The sequence below is a fragment of the Actinopolymorpha sp. NPDC004070 genome, assembly GCF_040610475.1.
GTDB lineage: Bacteria > Actinomycetota > Actinomycetes > Propionibacteriales > Actinopolymorphaceae > Actinopolymorpha.
This window is the reverse complement of record NZ_JBEXMJ010000023.1, coordinates 1-23,988: the sequence shown is the minus strand read 5'-3', so window position 1 is coordinate 23,988 and position 23,988 is coordinate 1. Positions and strand designations below refer to the sequence as shown.

Genomic DNA, 23,988 nt, shown 5'->3' with positions numbered 1-23,988 from the left:
GTTGCTGGGGGAAGGAGAGCAGTACGCCCACTTGGCGGTACGCCCACGTGGCCGAGGCCATCCAGCCCCGCCGCGTCGGCCGCATCGGCCGGCAAACTCAGGAGAGGACCATCCATGCGCGCACTCGTCGTCGATCACTCCGCTCCCGCACATCTGCGACTCGCGGAGGCACCCGACCCGCGACCGGCCGCCAACCAGGCGCTGGTCGAGGTACGCGCGTTCTCCCTCAACTACGGCGAGCTGGCAGGTCTGCCCAACCAGCCCGAGGGCACGGTGCCGGGCTGGGACGCCGCCGGTGTCGTGGTGGCCGCGGCCGCCGACGGGACCGGCCCGGCGGAGGGTTCCAGGGTGGTGACGTTCGGGCCGGCCGGCGCCTGGGCGGGGCTCCGCGCGGTGGACACCACCGAGCTCGCCGTCGTACCCGACGAGGTCGAGCTGGGCACGACGAGTGCGCTCCCGGTGGCCGGTGTGACGGCGCTCCGGGCGATCCGCAGGTTCGGGTTCGTCGGCGGCGAGCGGATTCTGGTGACCGGGGCGTCGGGTGGTGTGGGCAGGTTCGCGGTACAGATCGCGGCGCTGGCCGGCGCTCACGTGATCGCCAGCGTCGGCCGCCCCGAACGCGGCGCCGGCCTGGCCGAGCTCGGCGCCGACGAAGTGGTCGTCGGCCTGGACACGGTGGCCGGTCCCCTGCACGGGGTGGTGGACAACGTCGGCGGCCCGCACCTGGTGAAGGCGTTCGGCCTGCTGGGCGAGGGCGGCTCACTGCAGTCGATCGGCGCCACCTCCGGTGAGCCGGCGGTGTTCCCGCCGTACGCGACGGTCGGTACGCACCGCCGGCTGGAGGCGTTCACCATGGGCGGCAACCTTGCGCGCGACCTCGGCTATCTCGTCAACCTCGCCGCACGTGGCCGTCTCGACATCCAGGTCGGCTGGCGCGGCACCTGGGAGCACACGGCCGAAGCGGTCGAGGCGTTGTTCGGCCGGCAGGTGGCCGGCAAGGCCGTGCTCGACGTCACCTGACGCGCGCACCGGCCGCTCAGGCGGGCCAGTCCAGCTGCGCCTCGGGCACCCCGACCGAACGCCCGTGCGCCTTGGCCGCCGCCTCGCCTGCCTGGTCGCCGCGGGGATGCCGGAAGACCCGGCCGGCGTAGACGACGAACGTCTCGTCGCACGTACGGAAGTCGACGTACCAGCTGCCGAACTCCAGCACACCGGCAAACTGCTCCGCCAGCGTCGGCGCCCGCCCGTCGGGCACCGAGAACGACAGCAACGTCCACACCGCCGGCTGTCCCGCCGACGGGTCGCCGGCGCGCGTACGGACGATCCGGTGCACGGCGAACTCGAGTTCGTCGAGTTCGCAGTCGGTGCGCAGGCTCTCGGCGATGAGCGTTCCCTCTGCCATCGGCGTACGTTAACCCCGGCCACCGACAGCGCCCGATGCGCAGACTCTGGTCACCAGGAGATCCTTGTTACTCGTGGACTTCCAGCCGATCGAACGCCCGTCGGAAGCTTTCCAGCAGTCGATCACCGCCGAGCAGGTGGTGGCCATGACCCGCCGCGCCTTCGGCACCCACGTGCAGGTCCGCGCGGCGGTCGAACTCGGTAACGGCACGTACAACAACACCTACCGCGTCGACCTCACCGACGTGAACACCGGCGAGGACCCAGACGAGAGCCCCGGCGAGCCCTCCGGCGCGAACCCGCGCAGGGATCGCTCGGTCATTCTGCGGGTCGCGCCGGAGCCCGCCCGGCAGTTCCGCACCGATCACGCATTCCTGCGCAACGAGGTCGCGAGCATCCCCCACCTCGCCCCGATCGCCGCGCTCATGCCGAGGCTGCTCGCGACCGACTTCAGCCAGCAGGTCGTGGGCCGGGACTACGTGTTCCAGTCACTGCTGCACGGCGTACCGGCGCCCGAGGGACTGGGCGCCTACCCGCGGGCGTCCTGCGCGGCGTTCTACCGGAACCTGGGCGCGATCACCCGGGTCGTCCACGACGTACGCGGAGAACGCTTCGGCCCGGTCTCCGGCCCGGCGTTCGACACCTGGAGCGAGGCGGTGGCCGCTCACCTGGACGATCTCGCCGCCGACCTGGACGACCTCGGCCTGGACGCCACCGACGTACGCCGGCTGGCCCGGGTTGCCGTCGCCCACCGCACCGTGCTGGACCGGATCAGCGAGCCCCGGCTGCTGCACGGCGACCTGTGGACGGTCAACGTGATGCTCACTCCCGACGCCCCGGAGCCGACTGTCTGCGGGGTGTTCGACTGCGACCGGTGCTCCTGGGGCGACCCCGAAGCGGACTGGTCGATCCTGCTCGCGGGCCGGCGGCCGGGCACCGAGCGGGACGCGTTCTGGGAGGCGTACGGACCGTTGACGAACGCCGACGAGGCGAGGCTGCGCCGGCTGATCTACCGGGCCTCGCACCTCGGCGCCGCCCGGCTGGAACGCCACCGTCTGGGCAACCACGTCGGCGTCGCCGAGTCGTACGACGAGATGCGCGAACTCCTCGCCCTGCTGCCCGGCTGACACCCCTCTAGGAGGTTCACCGTCAGTCGTCGTCGAGCCGGAAGCCCTGGCGGCGGCGGACCCGGGCGTGCACCTCGGCGGGCAACGCGTCCGCGGCCAGCAGCCGCGGCAGCAGCTCCGGCTCCAGGGTGAGGGCTCGGAACGTCAGCGCGATCGTCACGTCGTGCTCGGGCCGGTCGTCGACGACCACCTCGTCACCGGTCCGCACCTGGCCGGGCGTGACCACCCGCAGGTAGGCTCCGGGCAGCGCGGCTTGAGTGAACCTCTTGATCCAGCCGCGTTCGGCGAGCCAGCCGGCGAACGTCGAGCACGGGATCCGCGGCACCGACACCTCGAGAACCGTCGAGCCGATCCGCCAGCGTTCGCCGATCCGGGCGCCGTTGACGTCGAGGCCGACCGTGGTGAGGTTCTCCCCGAAGGAGCCGGGACGCAGCTCCCGTCCGAGCACCTGCTGCCAGTGGTCGAGATCCTCCCGGGCGTAGGCGTACACCGCCTGGTCGTCGCCGCCGTGATTCTGGCGGTCGCCGATGAAGTCGCCCACCAGGCCGCTGCCCTGCCCGCCGTGCTTGGGCCCGGGTGCTCGCACGTCGACCGGCTCGGTGACCGGCAGCTTGTGGATACCGGTGGTGTCGGTGTCCTTGTGCGGGTTGGGAACGGGCGCCCCGACGTTGACCGAGAGAACGTGTGCCATCGCGGCGACACTACCGGGCACCGCAACTGATTTCGGCTGGGTCACTTGCGCCGCTGGTGCACCCGAGGCTGTTGCAGCGTCGGGTCGTCGGGGCGTACGGGCGCCAACTGCTGGGTCTTGTCGTCGACACCCTGGCCGCCGTCGACGCCCTGGTCCCCGTCGGCACCCTTGCCACCCTGCTCAGGCGGGGTCTCGGTCGCGGGCGAGGCGTCCACTTGCCGGTCGGGGTCCTCCCCTCGCCCAGGAGCCGCCTCCTGACCGGAGCGCGGGGCCGAGGGGGCAGGAATACCGACCGTGGCCAGCGCGAAGCTCCCCTCGTCACCCCCGGACAGGGTGGCGAGCATCTGCCGGAGGTTGGCCATCTGGGCGAGGATGCTGTCCCGGCGCTGGGTGATGGACTTCAGCTCGCGGTCGGCGTCGGTGCGGATCCGCTCCGAGCGCGCCTTCGCCTCGGCCACGATCGTCTGTGCCTTGCGCTGCGCCTCCTCGATCGAACGCTCCGCCTGCGCGGCGGCCTCGGCCTGGTGACGGTCGGCTTCGGTGTGGGTCTGCTCGGCCCGCTCGAGGACGGCAGCGAGGTGCTGCTCGGCGGCGGAGCGGCGCTCGGCGATGTCCCGGTCGGCGTGCTCGCGGCGCTGGGCGAGCGCGCGCTCGAGGTCGACGGCGGCCTGGGCGGACTTGGCCCGCTGGTCCTCCAGCATCGCCTCGGCCTCGGCCCGGAGGGCGGCCGCGTCCCGCTCGGCGGCCTCGACGATCTCCGTGGCCTGGTTCTTCGCCTCGCTCAGCAGCTCCGCGGCGCCGCGGTCGGCTTCGGCCCGCCGCTGGTTGGCGTACCGGTCGGCCTCCTTGCGCAGCTCACCGGTGGCCTGCTCGGCCTCCTGGCGCAGCTCGTGGGCGTGGGTGGCCGCCGCGGCGCGCTGCTCGGCGGCCTCCTCCTCGGCCAGTGCGAGGATCCGGCCGATGCGCTCGCCGAGGTCGGAGTAGGTCGACTCGCTCCGTCGCTTCCGGGCCTGCGCGGCCTTCGCCTCCAGGTCCTGCACCCGGCCGGCGAGGTAGGACTTCTCCCGGCGAACGGCGTCCAGGGCGTCGTTGAGCTTGCGGACCGTCTGGTCCACCTGCGCCGGCTCGTAGCCCCGGCGGACGACGCGGAACGAGGTGGCGTTGGGATCTGGCATGGGCACTCGTCCTTCGAGTCCGGCGGGAAAGGTCTGGGCGGTGAGGGCACACGGCACCGGCGGCGCCGCAGTCAGCGACGTCGTTTCGGCAACTGTTGTGGGCCGCTCGCGAACACCGAACGCCTCGCGGCGATGTGAGCAAATCCTAACTGCCGTCACCGACACCAACCAGGCCGGACGTGAGGCGTCCGAAGGTCATACCGGGACGCAACGATGGGCTCGGGGGCTGCCCTGCGGACCCCAGGCGCCGCATCCTCGTGGGGCGGACCTGTGCCAGCATCGGGATCCGTGTCGAATACTCCCCGCCGCCTGCACGTCGGCGCCCGCAACGCGAGATTCCAGCAGTGGCAGGCCCTGCTGGACAACCGGACCAAGCGCAACCAGCTGGGCGAGTTCCTCGTCCACGGTGTCCGCCCGATCACGCTGGCGGTCGAGCACGGGTGGCCGCTGCGCGCGCTGCTGAGCCCGGCGAGCAGGGCGTCCGACGCCTCCGAGGCGACGTCGGAGTGGGCCCGGCGGACCACCGAACGGGTTCGCGCCGAGCAGCCGGACGTGGAGCACGTCGCGGTGGCCCCCGAACTCCTGCGCGAACTCGGCGAGAAGGCCGACGACCTGCCCGAACTCCTTGCCGTGGCACGGATTCCCGCCGACCGGCCGGACCGTATCGACGTGGGCACCGACGGCCTGGTGGTGGTCTTCGACCGGCCGGCCAACCCCGGCAACATCGGGACGATGGTCCGTTCCGCCGACGCGTTCGGCGCCCGGGGTGTGCTGGTCACCGGCCACGCCGCGGACGTCTACGACCCCAAGGCGGTGCGGGCGAGTACGGGCTCGCTGTTCGCGCTGCCGACGGTGCGGGTCGCCGCGCCCCGTGAGGTACTCGGCTGGGTCGCGGACCTGCGCGCGGGCGGCGTACCCATGCAGGTGGTCGGGACCGACGAGGCCGGCACCGAGGACGTCGACCGGGTCGATCTCACCGGCCCCACCCTGCTGGTCGTCGGCAACGAGACCCGCGGCATGAGCGCGGCCTGGCGCGAGGCCTGCGACATCGTGGCCCGGATCCCCGCCGGCGGCGCGGCCAGCTCGCTGAACGCCGCGGTCGCGGGCACCGTCGTCCTCTACGAGGCCGGCCGCCAGCGGCGGACCGGCGCCCCGGGGTGATCCGAACCGTCCCGTAGGGTGGGACCAGGTGCGCCGGGAAGTCTGGTCGGCAGTCCTCAGCGGAGCCTGCCCTCGTGCGGGTCGTCCGCCGACGCAGCCGACACACGGAGATCCACCATGGCGCGCCCCACCGAACGCCTCCGCCGGCTCGTCCTTCCCGACCAGACCGGGGCCGAACGCTCCTTCCTCGGCGACGTCCTGCGCCAGGAGACCGTAGGCGGAGCCCTCCTGCTGGCCGCCGCCGTGATCGCGCTGGTCTGGGCCAACTCCCCGTGGCACGACGGTTACGAGCACGTACGTGAGTTCGCGATCGGCCCGCTGTCGGTGGAGCAGTGGGCCGCCGACGGACTGCTGGCGATCTTCTTCTACGTCGCCGGCCTGGAACTCAAGCGCGAACTCGTCACCGGCTCCCTGCGCAAGCTGTCCCTCGCCCTGGTTCCTGTCGTGGCCGCGCTGGCCGGGATGGTGGTGCCCGCGCTGCTGTACGTCGCGGTGGTTTCGGGCTCCGGCGACCGGTCCGCCCTCGGCGGGTGGGCGGTGCCGACCGCCACCGACATCGCGTTCGCGCTGGCCGTCCTCGCCGTCGCCGGCTCGGCCCTGCCGCCGGCGCTGCGCGCGTTCCTGCTCACCCTCGCGGTGGTGGACGACCTGGGCGCGATCACGGTGATCGCGGTGTTCTTCACCGACCACCTCGACCTGGTCGCGCTCGCGGTCGCGGTGGTGTTGGTCGGTGTGTACGCCTACCTCCAGCACCGCCGGGTCCGTACGCCGTGGATCTACGTCCCGCTGGCGCTCGCGGCCTGGTGGTTCGTGCACGAGAGCGGAGTGCACGCGACAGTGGCCGGCGTCGCGCTCGGCCTGCTGACCAGGGTGCGGCCCGACCCGGACGAGGAGCACTCCCCCGCCGAACGCCTCGAACACCGGATCCGGCCCCTCTCGGCCGGCCTGGCCGTACCGGCGTTCGCGTTGTTCGCGGCCGGCGTCCCGGTCAGCGCGGCGGCGCTCGGCGCCATGGTCCGCGACCCCGCCGCGGTCGGCGTCATGGTCGGCCTGGTCGTCGGGAAGGCGGTCGGTGTCTTCGGCGGGGCATGGCTGACGGCGACCTTCACCCGGGCCGACCTCAACCCCGACCTGGAGTGGCGGGACATGCTCGCCGTGGCGGCGCTGTCCGGGATCGGGTTCACCGTCTCGCTGCTGGTCGCCGACCTCGCGTTCAGCTCCGACCCGGCGGGGACGGCCCGGGTGAAGGCAGCCGTGCTCACCGCGTCGCTGGTCGCCGCGGCGATCGCGGTGCTACTTCTTCGGCTGCGGCGACGAGCACGTCAGGTGACATCGTCATAGTCTTGTCGCGACCTGGTAGAGAAACGTCGCCAGGAGCCGTCACAAGGCAAGGAGCGCGCATGGCCACGCACCACGACACTATGCCCGGATCGCAGTCCAGCGCCTCGGCGTCCGACGAGCGGTCGCTCGGCCAGCTGGTCGCCGACGCCAGCCGCGACCTGTCCACGCTGCTTCGTGGCGAGATCGAGCTCGCCAAGGTGGAGCTGAAGGAGAGCGCCACGGCGGCCGGCAAGGGCGCGGGCATGTTCGGCGGCGCGGCGTTCTTCGGTTACGTCGCGTTCCTGATGCTGTCCATCGCGGCGGGATACGGCCTGGTGGCCGCCGGCCTGCACCCCGCGATCGCGTTCGTCGTGGTCGGGGTCGTCTACCTGATCATCGCCGGCATCCTCGCGCTGATCGGCAAGCGCAACATGAAGAAGGCCGGGCCTCCCGAGCGCACCAAGCGGTCCATCGACGAGACCAAGACGATGTTGCAGCAGGTCGGCCACCACGACCAGAACTCCGCCGGGCGGCCCCAGCTCGGCTCGTCGACCCGGTAGGCCCATCTGGTAGGCCGATCCGGTAGGTCGACGCGGTAGGTCGACGCGGTAGGTCGAGGCGGGGGCAACACGCCCTGAGGGCGCCGACCGGTCACCTCCGCGTCGGTCCGCTGTCCGCTATGGGACAGTGGGGGCATGAGCGCCCACGCAGGGGGAGCCGTCGAGATCGACGGGCCGTGGACCCACCGCTGGGTGGCGGCCAACGGCGCGCGGTTCCACCTGGCCGAGTGCGGCACCGGGCCGCTCGTCCTCTTCCTGCACGGTTTCCCTGAGTTCTGGTGGGCGTGGCGGCACCAGCTCCCCGCCCTGGCCGACCTGGGATACCGCGCTGCTGCGATGGACCTGCGTGGGTACGGCGGCAGCGACAAGACACCGCGCGGCTACGACCCGGTGACCCTGGCCGGTGACGTGGCCGGCCTGGTGCGCTCGCTCGGCCACTCCGAAGCCGTCCTGGTCGGGCACGGCTGGGGCGGCTACGTCGCCTGGGCCACCGCCACCCTGCATCCCCGCCAGGTCCAGCGGCTGGCGGTGGTCAGCGCCCCGCACCCGCTGCGGCTGCGCCGGGAGGCGTTCCGGGGCGCCAGCCAGCTCCGGTCCGCCGGGCACGTGGTGTCGTTCCAGACTCCGCTGCTGCCCGAACGCCAACTGGTCGCCGACGACGGCGCGCTCGTCGAACGCCTGCTGCGCCGGTGGTCCGCCCCCGGCTCGGCGTTCCCGGATCCGGAGGCGTCCAGGCGTTACCGCACGGCGATGCAGCTGTGGCCCGCGCCGCACTGCGCGCTGGAGTACTACCGCTGGCTGGTGCGGGCGGCATTCCGCTCCGACGGCCGCAGGTTCGTCGCCCGGATGAAGCAGCCCGTCACCCAGCGGGTGCTGCAGGTGCACGGGATGCTCGACCCGTCGGTCCTGCCCGCCACCGCCGAGGGGTCCGCGGAGTACGTCGCCGGCACCCACCGCTGGCGGCTGCTGGACGGCGTGGGTCACTTCCCGCACGAGGAGGCGCCGGACGCCTTCCTCAAGGAACTCCTGGCCTGGCTCGACGACGCCTGAGTCCCGGTGACGTAGGCCGGTGGCGGCGAGCCCGCCTCAGGAACAGCTGCCGGTCGACACCGGTTCGGTGGCCTTCAGCCCGGCCCTGGCGTTGCCGGCCACCTCCTGCGCCGTCAGGGCGTACCCCGTCGAGCCGTCCTCGACCGACGCCGCGAAGACCAGCCCGGTGGCGGTGCCCTCGGGTGAGATCAGCGGACCGCCGGAGTTGCCCGGCCGGACCTTCGCGTACAGGGAGAACACGTCGCGGGTGACCTGTTGGTCGCCGTAGATGTCCGGGCCCCGCAGCCGCTCCTCCGAGCGCACCCGGGCCGCGCCCGCGGTGAACGGGCCGTTGCCGGGGTAGCCGAGCACCGCGCCCTCGTCGCCCGGCTTGGCCCCCTCCTCCAGCGGAACCGGGTCGAGCGGCAGGTCGGGTACGGCAAGCACCGCGACGTCACGCTCGGGGTCGTACGACACCACGCGGGCGTCGTAGCGGCGGCCCTCGCGGGTCTCCACCCGGGGCGCCGACACACCGGCGACCACGTGGGCGTTGGTCATCACGCGGTTCGGCGCGTACACGAACCCAGATCCCTCCAGGGACCGCGAGCACTCCAGCGCCACACCTGTCACCCGCACCACGCTGCGCCCGGCGCGCCGGATGTCGGGGTCCCGCAGCACACCGGCGGCCGGCGGCTGGGCGGGCGCGATGCGTTCGGCCTCGAACGGCGCGAGGTAGCGCGGGAACAGGCTGGGGTCGACCACCCGGCCGAACGCCTGCACCGCCTGCGAGCCGAACGGCGGGACGATCTCGTCGACCGCCCGCAGCACCTTCGAGCCGCGGACGGTCGTGGAGACGTTCCCGAAGCGGGCGTTGGCGACCGCGGACCCGAGGATCCAGGCCACCACGAGCATGGCGGCGATGCTGAGCGCGGCACCCGCGGTCGCGTCGACGAGGTGCGCCGGGCGCCAGGTCACGTGCGAGCGCAGGGCGGCACCGAGCGCGGCGCCGAGCGCCTGGCCGAGGAAGGCACCGGCCAGCACGATGCCGAGCGCGACCAGGGAGACGCGCAGGCTGGGTTCGTACTTGTCCAGGACGATCGGCGCGAGCCAGGCGCCGGCCAACCCGCCGCCGATCAGGCCGGCGACGCCGAGGGCACCGATGAGGAAGCCCTGCCGGTACCCGGAGATGCCGTAGCAGATCGCCGCGACGATCAGGATGATGTCGAGCGCGTTCAGCCCCATCACGTTCACGAGGACCTCCGGTCGTCGGTGGCACCGGTCCGGCGCGCGCCGAGCTCGACCAGATGCGTGGGCAGGTCCTCGACCCGGCCGGCGTCCCAGGGTCGCTCCCAGCCGGCGAGGGCGAGCAGCCGGTCGAGCACCCCGCCGGTGAAGCCCCAGACCACCAGGCCGGCCACCGCGAACGCGGGGCCGACGAAGCCGGACGGATGGCGTACGGACAGCCGGTTGGCGGGGTCGACGAGCGTCTCCAGGGGTACGCGGTGCACCGAGGCCACCTCCGCGACGTCGACCACCCGCACCGGCGAGGGTGCGTGCCACCAGCCGAGCACCGGGGTGACGAGGTAGCCGGACGGCGGGAGGTAGAGGTCCGGCAGCGTCCCGAACACGGTGACCCCCCCGGCGTCCAGCCCGGTCTCCTCCACGGTTTCCCGCAGCGCCGCGGCCACCGGGCCGGCGTCGGTGGCGTCGATGGCGCCGCCGGGGAAGGCCGGCTGGCCGGCGTGGGAACGCATGGTGTGGGCGCGTTCGATCAGCAGGATGTCGGGGCCGTGCGCACCCTCGCCGAACAGCAGCAGCACCGCCGAGGCGCGTCCGCCGCCGTCGGGTGGGAGCGCGCGGCTGAAGTCGCCGGGCCGGGCACGGCGGGCGACCTCGCGTACGGGTTCGAGCCAGGTGGGCAGCTCGACGGGGTCCTGGTCCGCGCGGGCGTCGGTCCTCACAGCTTCACTCCCAGGTAGGTCCGGACGTCCTGGCGCAGCTCCCGCTCCGAGTCGTACGCCCGATGTGCCACGTGCACGACCTTGCCGTCGGCGCCCACGAAGACGGTGGCGGGGATGCCGACGAGCAGCCCGAACGGCGCCAGCAGCCGCTTGTCGGGGTCGGCCAGCTGGGGATAGCGCAGGCCGAGGTCGCGGGCGAAGGCGAGGGCGATCTCGGGACGCGGGTCGGCGTAGTCGATGCCCACGACCCGCAGCGAGTTGCCGCTCGCCGCGTACAGCTTCTGGAAGTGCGGCGCCTCCTGCCGGCACGGCCCGCACCACTGCGCCCAGACGTTCAGCACCGTCGGGGTGCCCTTCAGGTCACTCAGGCGTACCGACCGCCCGGATCCCAGGCAGGCCAGGGTGACGTCGGGCAGCGGCTTCTTGCCGGGAGGACCGGGGGGAGCCTGGTGCACCGACCCGCCCGGCCCGACCGTCAGCCCCGCGCAGGGTGCGATCCCGGCCCGCGCCCGCAGGGCCGCCAACTGCTTGGCGTCGGACCCGGTGGCCGCCCTCGCGGCCGGCGTACCAGTGGGCGTCCGGGTCTCGGTGACCCGCTCGCCGACGCCTGCCGGCTGGCCGTCCGAGCCACCCGAACCGCCCGCGCAGCCCGCACTCAGCAGGGCGAGCGTGAGGCCCGCCACCGCGTACGCCGTTCGTCTGCCACCGCGCCTCATTGGGTGTCCAGTGCCTCCGCGGCACTACGGACGAGCTTGCTCGCGGTCTTCTCGTCGGTGGGTCCTTCGCCGAAGGAGGGGCACAGCGGCGCGACCGGGCAGGCACCACACGCCGGCCGGCGGGAGTGGCACCGGCGGCGGCCGTGCCAGATGAGGCGCTGGGACATGTCGGTCCACTCGCGCTTCTCGATCAGCGCGCCGACCTCGTGCTCGATCTTCACCGGGTCGGTCTCGGTGGTCCATCCGAACCGCCGGGACAGCCGCTGGAAGTGGGTGTCGACGGTGATGCCGGGTACGCCGAACGCGTTGCCGAGGACGACGTTGGCGGTCTTGCGGCCCACCCCCGGCAGGGTGACCAGGTCCTTGAGCTTGCCGGGCACCTCGCCGGAGTAGCGCTCGACCAGCGCCTGGGCCATCCCCATGATCGACTTCGTCTTCGCCCGGAAGAAGCCGGTCGACTGGATGATCGACTCGACGTCCTCGGGGTTGGCGGCGGCCAGGTCGGCCGCGGTCGGGTATTTCGCGAACAGGGCGGGAGTGACGAGGTTGACCCGCTTGTCGGTGGTCTGGGCGGACAGGATCGTCGCCACCAGCAACTGGAACGCGTTGGTGAAGTCCAGCTCGCAGTGCGCGTCGGGGTAGGTCTCGGCCAGGATCCGGTTGATCCGCCGCGCCCGGCGGACCAGCGCCAGCCGGCTCTCCGCGGAGCGGCCGGCACCCTTGCCCGGCCCGGCAGGCTTCTCGGCGGCCTTCTCGACAGGCTTCTCGGCAGGCTTGGCCGCGGCCTTGCCGGCGGAGGTCTTCGGCGACCTCGCGGCGCTCGCGGAGCCGCGCCCGGGGCGGGTCGTGGAGCGGGCCGAACCCGCGGCGGGTGGAGTCACGCGGGTCAGCCTACGTGGCCTACCTACCGCGATCATTGTGTGGCGCGGCACACTAGACCGCGGGTCGGCACGGCGCGGACCCGGAGGAGGATCACCGAGTGAACGACGTGCTGCGGCAAGCGCCGCTGTTCGCGGGCCTGGAGGACGCCGCGGCGACGGCCCTGCGCGCCGCCATGCACGAAATCCGCCTGCGCCGCGGCGACGCGCTCTTCCACGAGGGCGACATCGGGGACGAGTTGTACGTCGTGATGGACGGCAAGGTCAAGATGGGCCGAACCTCCGCAGACGGCCGCGAGAACCTCCTTTCGGTACTCGGACCGGGCCAGATGTTCGGCGAGCTGTCGGTCTTCGACCCGGGCCCGCGCTCCTCCACGGTCACGGCGGTCACCGACGCCACACTGCTCGTGCTGGGCCAGGACCAGCTGATGACCTGGCTCACCGGGCGGCCCGAGGTGTCCCGCAACCTTCTGCACCAGCTCGCGTCCCGGCTGCGCGCCCTCAACGAGGCGGTCGCCGACCTGGTGTTCTCCGACGTACCCGGCCGGGTCGCCAAGGCGCTGCTCGACCTGGCCCGGCGGTTCGGCCGGCCCGCCGACGGTGGCATCCACGTCCACCACGACCTGACCCAGGAGGAGCTCGCCCAGCTCGTCGGCGCGTCCCGGGAGACCGTCAACAAGGCCTTGGCGGACTTCGCGCACCGCGGCTGGATCCGGCTGGAGCAGCGAGCGGTGGTCATCCTCGACGTGGAGCGGCTCACCAACCGCGCCCGCTGACCGCCTCAGGCGCCGGCAGGGTCGGCGGCGTCCAGGAGGTCCAGGTAGTCCAGCTGGGCTCGTACGCTCTGCTCCGCCGCGGGCCACAGTGACCTGTCGACCTCGGCGTACACGCGTTCCACCACTTCCCGAGGTGTCCGTGCGCCCGACCGGACGGCCGCGCGCACCTGCTCCAGGCGTTCGGCCCGGTGGGTGAGGTAGTGGTCGAGAACGCCCAGCGGGTCGTCGACCGGCGGCCCGTGCCCGGGCAGGAGTTGGCGTACGGGCACCTGGGCGACCAGGTCGCGGAGCCGGCGCAGCGAGGCGAGATAGGGCCCGAGTGCGCCGTCGGGGTGGGCCACCACGGTGGTCCCCCGGCCCAGCACCGTGTCGCCGGTCAGCAGGACGGCCGGACTCTCCGGGTCCGCTGCCTGCCCGAGGGCAGGCAGCAGGAACGACACCGAGTCGGACGTGTGGCCGGGCGTGGCGACCACCCGCAGGGCGAGGTCGCCGACCGTCAGCACGTCGCCGTCGGCCAGCCCGCCGTCTTGGGCGTACGCCGGATCCACGGCGCGCAGCGGGCACCCGGCGAGCTCGGCGAACCGGCGCGCGCCCTCGGAGTGGTCGACGTGCCCGTGGGTGAGCACCGCCTCCGTCACCCGGCCGCCGCGCGACCCGCCTGCCGCCAGCACCGCCCGCAGATGATCTTCGTTGTCCGGACCCGGGTCGACCACCAGCGCGTCACCGGAGGCGCCGAACAGCACCCAGGTGTTGGTGCCGGACAGCGTCATCGGACCGGGGTTGTCCGCCAGCACGCACACCGCGCGCGGCCCCACCGGCCCGCCCGTCCAGCGCTCCGGCGCGGTCACCGCAACTCCCCCTCGTCGTACGCCGGGCCGTCGGGCGAGGCAGCGCCCGAGTCGGCGCCCCAGTCGGCGTCCCAGGGAAGCACCCATCGCCCGCCCTCGGGTGTGCGGCGCACCCGCGGCTGCACCGGCCGGATCGTCCGCTCGCCGGCGGCCGCCAGCGCGGCACCGACGTCGGAAAGCTCGGCCAGGGAGGCGAGGGTGAGGTAGGTCGGGGGCAGCATCCGCATCTCGCCGCGACGCACCGAGTCCAGTGCGTCGGCGGGCCGCATCCAGGCCACCCGGTCGGCCTCGCCGGACACGTCACGTGGCTGCTGACCGGCCGGCAGGGCGGCGACGAAGAACCTGGTGTCGAACCTGCGTTCCTCCACCCGCGGGGTGATCCAGTGGTCCCACGCGGCCAGCAGATCCGACCGCAGGACCAGGCCCCGGCGTTCGAGCAGCTCACCGAAGGGCAGCACCCGGCCGAGCAGGGCCATCCGGTCGCGTTCCCAGTCGTCCCCGGTCGGGTCGGCGACCACCGTCTCGGTGTCCGGGCCGGCGAGCAGCACGCCCGCCTCCTCGAACGTCTCGCGTACGGCCGCGCACACCGACGCCCGGGCCAGCCGCTCGTCGGCGAAGCCCAGCCGGGCGGCCCACTCCGCGGGCTCCGGGCCGGCCCACCCAACCAAGGCGTCGGCGTCGCGGGCGTCGGCCGAGCCGCCCGGGAAGGCGTACATCCCGGCGGCGAACGCCATCGAGGTGTGCCGCCGCAGGAGGTAGACCTCCAGGCCTGCGGACCCGTCACGCAGGAGCACGACGGTGGAGGCGTGCCGCGGCCGGACCGGGGTGAAGTCCCCCGCCTCAAGCCGGGCGGCACGTTCGACCAGCGCGGGCGGCACCACCCGGACCGAGGTGTCGTACGCCGGCCCGTCGAGCGCCCCCGCCTCACCCGCGTCCGCGTCCACCGGGGGTGCTCACCCCGTCTCCACCACGAGCTCGACCTCGACCGGCGCGTCCAGCGGCAGGACCGCGACGCCGACCGCGCTGCGGGCGTGCTGGCCCGCGTCGCCGAACACCGTGCCGAGCAGCTCCGACGCGCCGTTGGCGACCTTCGGCTGCCCGGTGAAGTCGGGCGCGCTGGCCACGAACACCACGACCTTGACCACCCGGGTCACCGAGGACAGGTCGCCCAGCTCCGCGCGCACCGCGGCGAGCGCGTTGAGGGTGGCCTGCCGGGTCAGCGTGTAGGCGTCCTCGGGGCTCACCTCGGCGCCCACCTTGCCGGTCGCCAGCAGGGACCCGCCGGAGATCGGCAGCTGGCCGGAGGTGTACACGTGGCTGCCGGTGCGGACCGCCGGGACGTACGCCGCGACCGGCGCGGCCACCGGCGGCAGCTCCAGCCCGAGCTCGGCGAGCCTCGCCTCGGGTCCGCTCACGCCTTGGCCCGCTTGAGATAGGCCACCAGGTTGTCGGGGTTGGGGCCCGGCACGACCTGGACCAGCTCCCAGCCGTCCTCGCCCCAGTTGTCGAGGATCTGCTTGGTCGCGTGCACCAGCAGGGGGACGGTGGCGTACTCCCATTTCGTCATGGCCGCGAGCTTATGACACAGGGCCGACGGACTCCGCCCGCCCGGAATGTCCGGGCCTCGCGCGCCCGCCGCGGCGGTCCGTTACGTGCGTGCCCGTCGCAGCGGCTAGTCTCGACGAGCGTGACACGCGGTGACAGCGACTGGGAGGGTGTCCGCCTCCATATCGTGACGGGCAAGGGCGGGACCGGTAAGACGACGGTCGCCGGCGCACTCGCGCTCGCCCTCGCGGCCAGCGGGCAGACGGTCCTGTTGTGCGAGGTCGAGGGCCGCCAGGGCATCGCCCGGCTGTTCGACGCGCCCAACCGCACCTACGACGAGCACCGGATCGCCGCCGTACCCGACGAGAACGCCACGGCCGGCGAGGTCTACGGGCTGGCGATCGACCCGGAGGCGGCGCTGGTGGAGTACCTCGAGATGTACTACCGAATGGGCCGGGCCGTGCGCGCCCTGGACAAGGTGGGAGCGATCGACTTCGCCACCACCATCGCCCCGGGGGTCCGAGACGTCCTGCTCACCGGGAAGGTCTACGAGGCCGTCCGCCGCAAGGAGAAGAAGCGCAGCCACGCGCGGGTCTACGACGCGGTGGTGCTGGACGCCCCGCCCACCGGCCGGATCGCCCGCTTCCTCGGGGTCAACGCCGGCGTCGCCGACATCGCCCGGGTGGGCCCGATCCGCCGGCAGGCCGACAGCATCATGACGATGATGCGTTCGCCCCAGACGGTCGTGCACCTGGTGACGCTGCTGGAGGAGATGCCCGTCCAGGAGACCGCGGACGGCATCGCCGAGCTACGGGAGGCGAAGATCCCGGTCGGCGCGGTCGTGGTCAACCTGGCCGAGCAGAGTCCTCTCGATGCGAAGACGCTGGCCGCGGCGTCGGGTGGCTCGCTCCCCCGCGCCGACTTCACCTCCGCGCTGCGCGAGACCGGGCTGTCCACCGACGACGAGACGGTCACCGGACTGCTCACCGACGCCCGCGAGCACGCGGTCCGGGTCGAGCTGGAGAACGAGCTGCGGACCCAGGTCGCCGCGCTGGACCGGCCGACGTATGAACTCCCCCGGCTCACCGACGGAGTTGATCTCGGCGCGCTGTTCGAGCTCAGCCACGCACTCACCGCGCAGGGGATGGCATGACGAGGCGGAGGAAGACCGTGGACGGCCTGCACGGCCTGGAGATCGACGCGCTGCTGGACGACCGGACGGTGGAGATCGTCGTCTGCTGCGGCTCCGGCGGAGTCGGCAAGACCACCACCGCGGCAGCCCTCGGCGTGCGCGCCGCCGAACGCGGCCGGCAGGTCGTCGTCCTCACCATCGACCCCGCGCGCCGGCTGGCCCAGGCGATGGGGCTGCCCGAGCTCGACGACACCCCGCGCCGGGTGGAGGGGATCGACACCAAACGCGGCGGTCACCTCGACGCGATGATGCTGGACATGAAGCGCACCTTCGACCAGGTGGTGCTGGCCACCACCTCGCCGGAGAAGGCGAAGGTGATCCTGGAGAACCCGTTCTACGTCGCGCTGTCGTCGTCGTTCGCGGGCACCCAGGAGTACATGGCGATGGAGAAGCTGGGGCAGTTGCACGCCGACGCCCTGGCCGACGGGCGCTACGACCTGATCATCGTGGACACCCCGCCGTCGCGGTCCGCGCTGGACTTCCTGGACGCACCGAAGCGGCTGTCGTCGTTCCTGGACAGCCGGCTGCTGCGGCTGCTGAGCGCGCCCGCGCGGGGCCCGATCAAGATGTTCTCGGCCGGGATGGGCCTGGTGACCGGAATGCTCACCAAGCTCCTCGGCGCCCAGGTGCTCACCGACATCCAGACGTTCGTCGCCGCGCTGGACACGACGTTCGGCGGCTTCCGGGCGCGGTCGGAGCGCACCTACGCGCTGCTCCAGCAGGACCGGACGGCGTTCCTCGTGGTGGCCGCGCCCGAACCCGACGCGATGCGCGAGGCGGCCTACTTCGTCGAACGCCTGCGGGACGAGCGCATGCCGCTGACCGGCATGGTGCTCAACCGGATGACCTCCCCGGCGGCGACCCACGTCTCCGCCGAGCGCAGCCTGTCAGCAGCCGAGGCGCTCACCGAGACCGGCAAGCACCCGGTCGCCGCCGCGGTGCTGCGCCTGCACGGCGAACGCATGCGCCGGGCCGCCCGCGAGCACCACCTGGCCGAGAGGTTCGTATCGGCCCACCCGGGTGTCGCGGTGGCCGGCGTACCCGCGCTGTCGTCCGACGTGCACGACCTGGACGGCTTGCGCGAGATCGGTGCCCGGCTCGGCGGCGAATGACCGGCGTACGCCGATGTGACTGGCGTACGCCCGGCGGTGGTGAGTGGTGGTGGTGATACGAAAAGCGCCGGGCCCCCGTCATGGTCCGGGACGAGGGCACCGACGTGAACTGCTACTCAGCGCTGCTCTGCCTACCCGAGGGCACGAACCCGCGCGGGTCCCTCTGTGGTGTAGGCCCGCTCGTATTCGGTACGAGCGGTTTCGAGCAGCTGCCGCCACGAGGTGACGGTGGGGCGTCGACGGAGCACGGCACGACGCTCGCGCTCGGTCATTCCTCCCCAAACCCCCCATTCGATCCGACCGTCCAGTGCTTCCGCGAGGCACTCGGTCCGCACCGGGCACCCCATGCAGACGGTCTTGACATCGTGCTGAGCGGCCCCCTGGACGAACAGCCGGTCGGGTTCGTCACTTCCGCGGCAGGCGGCCAGCCGGACCCAGTCGCCATTCCATGTCATTCTCTTGTCCCTCCCCTGACGTCGGTCACGCAAGGTGACCGATGCGCGGACGTTCCCCCAACGTCCTGGCAGAACGGTAAGGCCCCGAGTGGCCAAAGCGACAGCCCCCGAAGGCCAGATTTGAGATTGTGTCGACCGTCGGACGGGGTAAGTAGGGCTCGGGAGGTCGGCGACTTGACGAAGCGATCACTCAGGACGACCGCGTAGGCTGTGCCGTCATGAGCCCAATCCGAGCCATGTCGCGAACACACGGTGAGCGAGGTTTCGTCTCGCAGATCCTGCTGTTCGTCGGGATCAGTGCGCTCACCGGCGCACTCGTCGCCGGGCTTGCCGTCCCGTTCGCCGGTTTGCTGGGGCTTTCCTCCCAGTCGGCCACCGACGCGTTCGAGAACATGGACGGCAATCTCGAGAGCCCGCCGCTTCCCGAGCGCAGCCGGGTGCTGGCCGCCGACGGCTCGGTGATGGCGACGTTCTACGACCAGAACCGCGTCGAGGTGCCGCTGAAGCGGGTGGCGCAGTCGATGCAGAGCGCCATGGTCGCGATCGAGGACGCGCGGTTCCGCCAGCACGGGCCCCTGGACATCCAGGGCACGATGCGGGCGTTCGTACGCAACCAGCAGTCCGGCGGGGTCTCCCAGGGTGGTTCGAGCATCACCCAGCAGTACGTCAAGCAGGTGCTGTTCGAGAACGCCCAGACCCCGGAGGAGAAGGCCCAGGTCATCGAGGACTCCTACGGCCGCAAGCTCCAGGAGCTGCGTTACGCCGTCGAGCTCGAGAAGAAGATGACCAAGGACGAGATCCTGGGCAAGTACCTCAACATCGTCTACTTCGGTGACGGCGCCTACGGCATCGAGTCCGCCGCCCGGCACTACTTCAGCACCACCGCGGCCAAGCTCACCGTGCCCCAGGCGGCCCTGCTCGCCGGGCTGGTACGCGACCCGAACAACGTCAACCCGGTCGCCGACGCCAAGGCCGCGCTGAACCGCCGCAACCTCGTGCTCTCTCGCATGGCCACCCTGGGGATGATCTCGCCGAAGGTCTACCAGGACGCGCGCGCGACCCCGCTCGGGCTGAAGATGAACAAGACGCCCCGCGGCTGCTACTACTCGAAGTACCCGTTCTTCTGCGACTACGTCGAGCAGCTCCTGCTGCACGACCCCAACCTCGGCAAGACCCGCGACCAGCGCCGGCAGATGATCGACCAGGGCGGGCTGACGATCCAGACCACGCTCGACCCGAAGGCCCAGGCGGCCGCGGAGAAGGCGGTGCACGAGAGCGTGCACCCCACCGACGGCGCGATCGGCGCGGTGTCGATGGTCGAGCCGGGCACCGGTTACATCAAGGCGATGGCCCAGTCGCGGGGTTACGGCCAGGGCAAGGGCAACACGTTCATCAACCTCAACGTCCCGCAGAAGTACAACGGCACGCTCGGCTACCAGCCGGGATCGACGTTCAAGCCGTTCGTGCTGGCCGCGGCGATCAAGCAGGGCATCCCGATCACGAAGTCGTTCCCGTCGCCGCAGAGCACGACGATCACCGGACCGGTGAAGACCTGCCCCGGCGGCAGGCCAGGCGCGGTCACCGAGCCTTGGAACGTCAGCAACTCCACCAGCGCCGGCTCGACCAGCACGATGATCTCAGGCGCCACCCACTCGGTGAACACCTTCTTCGCCGAACTCGAGAAGGTGACCGGCATCTGCGACCCGGCCACCATTGCCGCCAAGATGGGCGCGGTCCGCGCGGACGGCAAACCGCTGCAGCAGGTCAAGCCGTTCACCCTGGGTGTCAACGAGATCGCGCCGGTGTCCATGGCCGAGGCGTACGCCACGTTCGCCGCCCGCGGCCTGCACTGCAACGCGATCCCGATCACCGAGGTGACCGACCGCGCCGGCAACCAGGTCAAGGTGCAGGGGCCCGACTGCAAGCAGGTCCTTCCGCGTGACGTGGCCGACGGCGTCAACTACGTCCTCCGTCAGGTCATCGACGGTCCCGACCCGGGCCGTACCGGCGCGGACATGCACCTCGACGGGCGCCAGGCCGCCGGTAAGACCGGTACCAGCGAGGACCGCATCGGCGTGTGGTTCATGGGCTACACCACCAACATGGCCGCCGCGTCGGTGATCACCGACGCGGACGCGCCGCAGACCAGCCTGATCGGCAAGCGGATCGGTGGCCGCAACGTGTTCGGCGACCAGGTCTGGGGTGGCAAGCTCGCCGGCCCGATGTGGACCGCGGCGATGAAGGGCGCGCTGGAGGGCACGAAGAGCCCGAACTTCGTCGAGCCCAACCCCGACATCGTGCAGGGCGTGCCGACCGACGTGCCGTCGGTGATCTCGATGAGCAAGGACCAGGCCCAGAAGACGATCGAGGCAGCCGGGTTCAGCATGGCCGTCGGCTCCTACGTCGACTCCGGGCTGCCCCGCGGCACGGTCGCCCGGCAGAGCCCAGGCCCCAACAGCAAGGCCGGTTCGGGCTCGACCATCGTCGTCTACATCTCCGACGGGTCGCCGCCCGCGCCGCCGCCGCAGCCAGACCCGCAGCCGCAGCCCAACCCGCCGCCGCCCAAGGGCCCGGACCTGCCACCCGGCCCCGGCAACCCCGGTCCGCACAAGCCAGGCCCGGGCCACCCCGGCCCGCACGGACCGCTCGGCGGGATCCTCGGCGCCGGCTGAGCCCCCGGCAGGCCGTACACCAGAGCACGAGAGAGGGCCGCCCGAACACCGGAAAGATCCGGTGTTCGGGCGGCCCTTCCGATTCGTACGAGCTGGTTCGTACGAGCTGGTTTCGGTGCGAGCGCCTGCGGTCAGCCGAGCCGGGAGCGGACGGCGGCGGCGACCCGGCCGCCCTCGGCCCGGCCCTTCACCTGCGGCTGGACGAGCTTCATCACCTTGCCCATGTCCTTCATGCCGCTCGCGCCCACCTCGTCGACGGCGCTGCCCACGATCGCCGACAGCTCCTCGTCGGACAGCTGGGCGGGGAGGTACTCCGCGATGATCTCGCCCTCGGCCCGCTCCTTGCCGGCGAGCTCGCCGCGGCCGGCCTGCTCGAACGCGTCCGCCGCCTCCCGGCGCTTCTTCGCCTCCCGGTCCAGCACCTCGAGCACCTCGGCGTCACTCAGCTCCCGCGCGGAGGTGCCGGCCACCTCGGCGTTCGTCACCTCGGTCAGGGTCATCCGCAGCGTCGAGGCTCGCAACGAGTCCCGCGCCTTCATCGCGGCGGTCAGGTCAGTGCGCAGACGGTCCTTGAGGTCGCTCATGCGCCGATCCTACGGTCGGTGCGGGGCGGGACGGCGGCCACGAGCCGGAGCCCGGACGAGTTCGCCGACCCCGGTTTGGTGTGGCACGCTGGCCGGGTGCATCCGCTGCTCAAGTACTCCCTGGGAACAGCCGCCGGTGCCGTCGCCGCCGGTGCCGCCTGCGTGACCTACGCCGCGGCGTACGAAGCGCACGCCTTCCGCCTGCGCCGCTTCGACGTGCCGGTGCTGGCGCCGGGCAGCCGGCCGCTTCGCATCCTGCACCTGTCCGACCTTCACCTCATGCCGGACCAGCAGGACAAGGTGGACTGGGTCCGAGGCCTGGCCGCCCTGGAGCCCGACCTGGTGGTCAACACCGGCGACAACATCTCCGACCCGGAGTCGATCCCGGTGGCGTTGCACGCCTACGAGCGGCTGCTGGAGCTGCCCGGCGTCTTCGTCTTCGGATCGAACGACTACTACGCACCGTCACCGGTGAACCCGTTCCGTTACCTCAGGCGAAAGGAAGGGCCGAGGCCGCTCGTCGCGCCGAAGCTGCCGATCGAGGAGCTGCGGAAGGGCTTCACCGAGGCCGGCTGGCTGGATCTCAACAACGCCAAGGGCGAGCTGAAGGCGGACGGCCGGCGCTGGGCGTTCGCGGGGGTGGACGACCCGCACATCCGCGCCGATCGGTACGACGAGGTCGCCGGGCCCGCCGACGAGTCCGCCGAACTCACCATCGGGGTCACCCACGCGCCGTACCGCCGGGTGCTGGACGCGATGGCCGCGGACGGATACCGCCTCCTGCTGGCCGGGCACACCCACGGCGGCCAGCTGTGCGTACCCCTCTACGGCGCGCTGGTCACCAACTGCGACCTGGACACCAAGCGGGTCAAGGGCCTGTCCCGCTGGGGTCCGTCGTGGCTGCACGTGTCCGCGGGTCTGGGCACCTCGCCGTACGCCCGGGTCCGGTTCGCGTGCTATCCCGAGGCCAGCCTGCTGACCCTGCGACCCGCCAGGTGAGGGCGCCTGCGTGCGGTTGCTAAGGGTTCCGGCTCGGCTGGTCACACCGCGGCTGATCCTGCGGACGTGGCGTGCGGAGGACCGCCCGGCGTTCACCGCGCTCAACGCGGACCCGATGGTGATGGAGCACATCATGGGTACGCCGATGAGCCAGGCCGAGAGCGACCAGCTGGCCGAGCGCATCGACGAGCACTGGCAGAAGCGGGGCTACGGGCTGTACGCGGTGGAACTGCGCTCGACGGGCGAGCTGGCCGGGTTCATCGGCCTGCACCAGCACCTCGCCGTCCCCCAGGAGGTCGAGATCGGCTGGCGGCTGTCCCCGAACGCCTGGGGGCGCGGCCTGGCCACCGAGGGGGCGATGGCCGTTCGTGATCTCGCGTACGGCCAGCTCCGGCTCCGGTCGCTGATCGCGATCACGGTCGCGGCGAACGTCCGGTCGGTGCGGGTGATGGAGAAGCTCGGGATGACGTACTGGCGCCAGGTGCAGTTCCAGGAGTGGCAGCTGACGGTCTACCGGGGCATCCCGGACGCCATGACCGATACCCAGTCGCAGGCTCGCCAAGAGGCCCGATAGACTCGCCTGGCGTTCTCGGGGTGTGGCGCAGCTTGGTAGCGCGCTTCGTTCGGGACGAAGAGGTCGTGGGTTCAAATCCCGCCACCCCGACGCAGGTCGCAGGGGGTGTCACCATCAGGTGGCACCCCCTTCGCCATCTGCTGAGTGACTAACTGAGTGACTACGGATCGCCGGGCGGCCTGGTCCACGAACAGCCGGGCCAACGGCACGCCTGCGTCCGACAGCAGCGACACGAAGCTGTGGCGCAGCTCACGCGGCGTCCACTCCGTCGGCGGCAGGCCGGCTGCCTTGACGATCTGGCGGAACGTGCTCGCGTCCCGCCCGGTCAACCCGTACGTGAGCCACGACGACACCGCCTGGGCGACAGTGTGGTCGCCGCGTGCGATCGGCAGACCGTCGTCCAGGTCGCGGGCGGTACCGCCAGGCAGCCAAGCTGCCCACCGCGCCGGGGCAGGCTACGGGCCGCCGCTCTCCCGGACCAAGCCAGGCCACCGGGCAAACCCTCCGCACTCCGACCTTAGGTGTCCGAAGGAACCGTAGCCTTGGCATGCGCAGGGGTTCTACGAAGGGACACGGATGGCTCGCGCGACGGCTACCAGCGTTGAACGGTACCTCCTTGACCTGTCTCACCCTCGCAAAGGCGAGATCGAGGAGCTCCGGGCAGCGATCCTTGGGAACATCCCGCAGATCACCGAACGCGTGAAGTGGAACGCGCCGAGTTTCTGCATCGCAGGCGATGACCGAATCACCTTCCGACTCCAGCCCGGCGACCGGGTAGAGCTGGTGTTCCATCGCGGAGCCAAGAAGCGGACGGACACAGACACGTTCTCCTTCTTCGACCCTTCCGAACTCATCCAGTGGTCGACTCCGGATCGAGGAATAGTCGCCTTCCGCGATCATGAAGACGTTCGCGTCAAGCTGCCCGCCCTCATCGAAGTGGCGAATCGCTGGATCAACGTGACCAACGAGTAGGCCGCTCGCCCCATCGCGGTCGAACAGCCAGCTGCGCCTACGGCAGGACCGGCTAGGAGCCGCCGTCCTCCTGGAACGAAGGCCACCGACTAAACCCGCCGGCCAGCGGTGCCAGGCTCGCGCCCTCGGGTGGCTCGGATTCTGTTGTCGCCGCCTCCTGAAGACTGACCCCCTGGGGTTCTCCGAAAGTTGACCCCCTCCTGAGTCTTGGAGGGTGTTGAAAGTGGAGGACTGGGCGGA

The 23,988-nt window shown here is 72.0% G+C and carries 27 protein-coding genes and 1 tRNA gene; 14 read left to right on the top strand and 14 right to left on the bottom strand.

The window, feature by feature from the left end; genetic code table 11:
* Positions 1 to 114 precede the first annotated feature (114 nt).
* On the top strand, positions 115 to 1,020 hold the full coding sequence (locus ABZV93_RS28185; protein WP_354941866.1) for a zinc-binding dehydrogenase: 906 nt from the start codon (positions 115 to 117) through the stop codon (positions 1,018 to 1,020).
* 16 nt (positions 1,021 to 1,036) lie between these two features.
* Here the strand turns inward: ABZV93_RS28185 and ABZV93_RS28180 are convergent, their stop codons facing one another.
* Positions 1,037 to 1,402 (bottom strand): hypothetical protein, encoded by a 366-nt coding sequence (locus tag ABZV93_RS28180; protein WP_354941864.1) that lies wholly within the window; start codon positions 1,400 to 1,402, stop codon positions 1,037 to 1,039.
* A 73-nt stretch (positions 1,403 to 1,475) separates the two neighbouring features.
* Here ABZV93_RS28180 and ABZV93_RS28175 point away from each other — a divergent pair, with 73 nt between their 5' ends.
* Positions 1,476 to 2,528: an aminoglycoside phosphotransferase family protein gene (locus ABZV93_RS28175; protein WP_354941862.1), complete on the top strand. Its 1,053-nt coding sequence runs from the start codon at positions 1,476 to 1,478 to the stop codon at positions 2,526 to 2,528.
* Positions 2,529 to 2,550: 22 nt separating this feature from the next.
* On the opposite strand, the gene ABZV93_RS28170 is transcribed toward ABZV93_RS28175, so the two are convergent.
* On the bottom strand, positions 2,551 to 3,219 hold the full coding sequence (locus ABZV93_RS28170; protein WP_354941860.1) for an MOSC domain-containing protein: 669 nt from the start codon (positions 3,217 to 3,219) through the stop codon (positions 2,551 to 2,553).
* Between the two features lie 41 nt (positions 3,220 to 3,260).
* A complete protein-coding gene (locus tag ABZV93_RS28165) occupies positions 3,261 to 4,394 on the bottom strand; it encodes a hypothetical protein (protein WP_354941858.1) in 1,134 nt (377 codons plus the stop codon).
* A 288-nt stretch (positions 4,395 to 4,682) separates the two neighbouring features.
* Here ABZV93_RS28165 and ABZV93_RS28160 point away from each other — a divergent pair, with 288 nt between their 5' ends.
* The 4 genes from ABZV93_RS28160 (at position 4,683) to ABZV93_RS28145 (ending at position 8,485) form a co-directional block, all read left to right on the top strand.
* On the top strand, positions 4,683 to 5,555 hold the full coding sequence (locus tag ABZV93_RS28160) for a TrmH family RNA methyltransferase (RefSeq protein ID WP_354941856.1): 873 nt from the start codon (positions 4,683 to 4,685) through the stop codon (positions 5,553 to 5,555).
* A 117-nt stretch (positions 5,556 to 5,672) separates the two neighbouring features.
* A complete protein-coding gene (gene nhaA / locus ABZV93_RS28155; protein WP_354941854.1) occupies positions 5,673 to 6,896 on the top strand; it encodes a Na+/H+ antiporter NhaA in 1,224 nt (407 codons plus the stop codon).
* Positions 6,897 to 6,955: 59 nt separating this feature from the next.
* A complete protein-coding gene (locus ABZV93_RS28150) occupies positions 6,956 to 7,435 on the top strand; it encodes a phage holin family protein (protein WP_354941852.1) in 480 nt (159 codons plus the stop codon).
* Between the two features lie 135 nt (positions 7,436 to 7,570).
* Positions 7,571 to 8,485 carry an alpha/beta hydrolase gene (locus tag ABZV93_RS28145; RefSeq protein WP_354941850.1) on the top strand — a complete coding sequence of 305 codons (915 nt, stop codon included), beginning with the start codon at positions 7,571 to 7,573 and terminating at the stop codon, positions 8,483 to 8,485.
* A 36-nt stretch (positions 8,486 to 8,521) separates the two neighbouring features.
* Here the strand turns inward: ABZV93_RS28145 and ABZV93_RS28140 are convergent, their stop codons facing one another.
* The 4 genes from ABZV93_RS28140 to nth are packed head-to-tail and all read right to left on the bottom strand — an operon-like array spanning position 8,522 to position 11,833.
* Positions 8,522 to 9,706 carry a MarP family serine protease gene (locus ABZV93_RS28140; RefSeq protein WP_354941945.1) on the bottom strand — a complete coding sequence of 395 codons (1,185 nt, stop codon included), beginning with the start codon at positions 9,704 to 9,706 and terminating at the stop codon, positions 8,522 to 8,524.
* Positions 9,707 to 9,711: 5 nt separating this feature from the next.
* Positions 9,712 to 10,425 carry a CoA pyrophosphatase gene (locus tag ABZV93_RS28135; protein ID WP_354941848.1) on the bottom strand — a complete coding sequence of 238 codons (714 nt, stop codon included), beginning with the start codon at positions 10,423 to 10,425 and terminating at the stop codon, positions 9,712 to 9,714.
* On the bottom strand, positions 10,422 to 11,108 hold the full coding sequence (locus ABZV93_RS28130; RefSeq protein WP_354941846.1) for a TlpA disulfide reductase family protein: 687 nt from the start codon (positions 11,106 to 11,108) through the stop codon (positions 10,422 to 10,424). The genes ABZV93_RS28135 and ABZV93_RS28130 overlap by 4 nt, the downstream gene beginning before the upstream one ends.
* A 29-nt stretch (positions 11,109 to 11,137) precedes the next feature.
* Positions 11,138 to 11,833 carry an endonuclease III gene (gene nth / locus ABZV93_RS28125; protein WP_354941943.1) on the bottom strand — a complete coding sequence of 232 codons (696 nt, stop codon included), beginning with the start codon at positions 11,831 to 11,833 and terminating at the stop codon, positions 11,138 to 11,140.
* A 287-nt stretch (positions 11,834 to 12,120) separates the two neighbouring features.
* Here nth and ABZV93_RS28120 point away from each other — a divergent pair, with 287 nt between their 5' ends.
* Positions 12,121 to 12,795 carry a Crp/Fnr family transcriptional regulator gene (locus ABZV93_RS28120; RefSeq protein ID WP_354941844.1) on the top strand — a complete coding sequence of 225 codons (675 nt, stop codon included), beginning with the start codon at positions 12,121 to 12,123 and terminating at the stop codon, positions 12,793 to 12,795.
* A 5-nt stretch (positions 12,796 to 12,800) separates the two neighbouring features.
* Here the strand turns inward: ABZV93_RS28120 and ABZV93_RS28115 are convergent, their stop codons facing one another.
* Genes ABZV93_RS28115 through ABZV93_RS28100 form a run of 4 tightly spaced genes read right to left on the bottom strand, consistent with a single transcriptional unit; the run spans position 12,801 to position 15,210 of the window.
* Positions 12,801 to 13,643, bottom strand: a complete 843-nt coding sequence (locus ABZV93_RS28115; protein ID WP_354941842.1) for an MBL fold metallo-hydrolase — start codon at positions 13,641 to 13,643, stop codon at positions 12,801 to 12,803.
* Complete coding sequence (locus ABZV93_RS28110; RefSeq protein WP_354941840.1) at positions 13,640 to 14,587, bottom strand: NUDIX hydrolase; 948 nt, start codon at positions 14,585 to 14,587, stop codon at positions 13,640 to 13,642. The genes ABZV93_RS28115 and ABZV93_RS28110 overlap by 4 nt, the downstream gene beginning before the upstream one ends.
* 9 nt (positions 14,588 to 14,596) lie before the next feature.
* Positions 14,597 to 15,058, bottom strand: coding sequence for a RidA family protein (locus tag ABZV93_RS28105; RefSeq protein WP_354941838.1), 462 nt, complete (start codon positions 15,056 to 15,058; stop codon positions 14,597 to 14,599).
* Complete coding sequence (locus ABZV93_RS28100) at positions 15,055 to 15,210, bottom strand: DUF4177 domain-containing protein (protein WP_092652338.1); 156 nt, start codon at positions 15,208 to 15,210, stop codon at positions 15,055 to 15,057. Before ABZV93_RS28100 ends, ABZV93_RS28105 begins: the two co-directional genes overlap by 4 nt.
* Positions 15,211 to 15,330: 120 nt before the next feature.
* On the opposite strand from ABZV93_RS28100, the gene ABZV93_RS28095 reads away from it, so the two are divergent.
* Positions 15,331 to 16,341 carry an ArsA-related P-loop ATPase gene (locus ABZV93_RS28095; RefSeq protein ID WP_354941836.1) on the top strand — a complete coding sequence of 337 codons (1,011 nt, stop codon included), beginning with the start codon at positions 15,331 to 15,333 and terminating at the stop codon, positions 16,339 to 16,341.
* Positions 16,338 to 17,492 (top strand): ArsA family ATPase, encoded by a 1,155-nt coding sequence (locus tag ABZV93_RS28090; RefSeq protein WP_354941834.1) that lies wholly within the window; start codon positions 16,338 to 16,340, stop codon positions 17,490 to 17,492. The genes ABZV93_RS28095 and ABZV93_RS28090 overlap by 4 nt, the downstream gene beginning before the upstream one ends.
* Before the next feature lie 131 nt (positions 17,493 to 17,623).
* Here ABZV93_RS28090 and ABZV93_RS28085 read toward each other — a convergent pair whose 3' ends face one another.
* Positions 17,624 to 17,947, bottom strand: coding sequence for a WhiB family transcriptional regulator (locus ABZV93_RS28085; protein ID WP_354941832.1), 324 nt, complete (start codon positions 17,945 to 17,947; stop codon positions 17,624 to 17,626).
* Positions 17,948 to 18,165: 218 nt separating this feature from the next.
* On the opposite strand from ABZV93_RS28085, the gene ABZV93_RS28080 reads away from it, so the two are divergent.
* Entirely contained in the window at positions 18,166 to 20,619 is a 2,454-nt protein-coding gene (locus tag ABZV93_RS28080; protein ID WP_354941830.1) for a penicillin-binding protein, read from the top strand.
* 131 nt (positions 20,620 to 20,750) lie between these two features.
* Here the strand turns inward: ABZV93_RS28080 and ABZV93_RS28075 are convergent, their stop codons facing one another.
* The gene (locus ABZV93_RS28075; protein WP_354941828.1) at positions 20,751 to 21,203 is read right to left on the bottom strand and encodes a GatB/YqeY domain-containing protein; all 453 of its coding nucleotides are present in this window, start codon (positions 21,201 to 21,203) and stop codon (positions 20,751 to 20,753) included.
* 96 nt (positions 21,204 to 21,299) lie between these two features.
* Between ABZV93_RS28075 and ABZV93_RS28070 the strand changes: the two genes are divergently transcribed.
* The 3 genes from ABZV93_RS28070 to ABZV93_RS28060 all read left to right on the top strand — a co-directional run bounded on the left by ABZV93_RS28070 (position 21,300) and on the right by ABZV93_RS28060 (position 22,866).
* Positions 21,300 to 22,202: a metallophosphoesterase gene (locus tag ABZV93_RS28070; RefSeq protein ID WP_354941826.1), complete on the top strand. Its 903-nt coding sequence runs from the start codon at positions 21,300 to 21,302 to the stop codon at positions 22,200 to 22,202.
* Positions 22,203 to 22,212: 10 nt separating this feature from the next.
* A complete protein-coding gene (locus ABZV93_RS28065) occupies positions 22,213 to 22,776 on the top strand; it encodes a GNAT family N-acetyltransferase (protein ID WP_354941824.1) in 564 nt (187 codons plus the stop codon).
* A gap of 16 nt (positions 22,777 to 22,792) precedes the next feature.
* A tRNA-Pro gene (locus tag ABZV93_RS28060) sits at positions 22,793 to 22,866 on the top strand.
* On the opposite strand, the gene ABZV93_RS28055 is transcribed toward ABZV93_RS28060, so the two are convergent.
* Positions 22,848 to 23,129, bottom strand: a complete 282-nt coding sequence (locus ABZV93_RS28055) for a hypothetical protein (RefSeq protein WP_354941822.1) — start codon at positions 23,127 to 23,129, stop codon at positions 22,848 to 22,850. The genes ABZV93_RS28060 and ABZV93_RS28055 overlap by 19 nt on opposite strands.
* Positions 23,130 to 23,352: 223 nt before the next feature.
* On the opposite strand from ABZV93_RS28055, the gene ABZV93_RS28050 reads away from it, so the two are divergent.
* Positions 23,353 to 23,748, top strand: a complete 396-nt coding sequence (locus tag ABZV93_RS28050; RefSeq protein WP_354941820.1) for a DUF1801 domain-containing protein — start codon at positions 23,353 to 23,355, stop codon at positions 23,746 to 23,748.
* The last annotated feature ends 240 nt before the right edge of the window (positions 23,749 to 23,988 follow it).

Excerpts from the sequence above, each read along its gene's own strand:
- ABZV93_RS28185 (WP_354941866.1), top strand. The coding sequence starts at position 115 with ATGCGCGCACTCGTCGTCGATCACTCCGCTCCCGCACATCTGCGACTC.
- ABZV93_RS28180 (WP_354941864.1), bottom strand. The coding sequence starts at position 1,402 with ATGGCAGAGGGAACGCTCATCGCCGAGAGCCTGCGCACCGACTGCGAA.
- ABZV93_RS28170 (WP_354941860.1), bottom strand. The coding sequence starts at position 3,219 with ATGGCACACGTTCTCTCGGTCAACGTCGGGGCGCCCGTTCCCAACCCG.
- ABZV93_RS28165 (WP_354941858.1), bottom strand. The coding sequence starts at position 4,394 with ATGCCAGATCCCAACGCCACCTCGTTCCGCGTCGTCCGCCGGGGCTAC.
- nhaA (WP_354941854.1), top strand. The coding sequence starts at position 5,673 with ATGGCGCGCCCCACCGAACGCCTCCGCCGGCTCGTCCTTCCCGACCAG.
- ABZV93_RS28150 (WP_354941852.1), top strand. The coding sequence starts at position 6,956 with ATGGCCACGCACCACGACACTATGCCCGGATCGCAGTCCAGCGCCTCG.
- ABZV93_RS28145 (WP_354941850.1), top strand. The coding sequence starts at position 7,571 with ATGAGCGCCCACGCAGGGGGAGCCGTCGAGATCGACGGGCCGTGGACC.
- ABZV93_RS28140 (WP_354941945.1), bottom strand. The coding sequence starts at position 9,706 with ATGGGGCTGAACGCGCTCGACATCATCCTGATCGTCGCGGCGATCTGC.
- ABZV93_RS28100 (WP_092652338.1), bottom strand. The coding sequence starts at position 15,210 with ATGACGAAATGGGAGTACGCCACCGTCCCCCTGCTGGTGCACGCGACC.
- ABZV93_RS28090 (WP_354941834.1), top strand. The coding sequence starts at position 16,338 with ATGACGAGGCGGAGGAAGACCGTGGACGGCCTGCACGGCCTGGAGATC.
- ABZV93_RS28085 (WP_354941832.1), bottom strand. The coding sequence starts at position 17,947 with ATGACATGGAATGGCGACTGGGTCCGGCTGGCCGCCTGCCGCGGAAGT.
- ABZV93_RS28080 (WP_354941830.1), top strand. The coding sequence starts at position 18,166 with ATGAGCCCAATCCGAGCCATGTCGCGAACACACGGTGAGCGAGGTTTC.
- ABZV93_RS28075 (WP_354941828.1), bottom strand. The coding sequence starts at position 21,203 with ATGAGCGACCTCAAGGACCGTCTGCGCACTGACCTGACCGCCGCGATG.
- ABZV93_RS28050 (WP_354941820.1), top strand. The coding sequence starts at position 23,353 with ATGGCTCGCGCGACGGCTACCAGCGTTGAACGGTACCTCCTTGACCTG.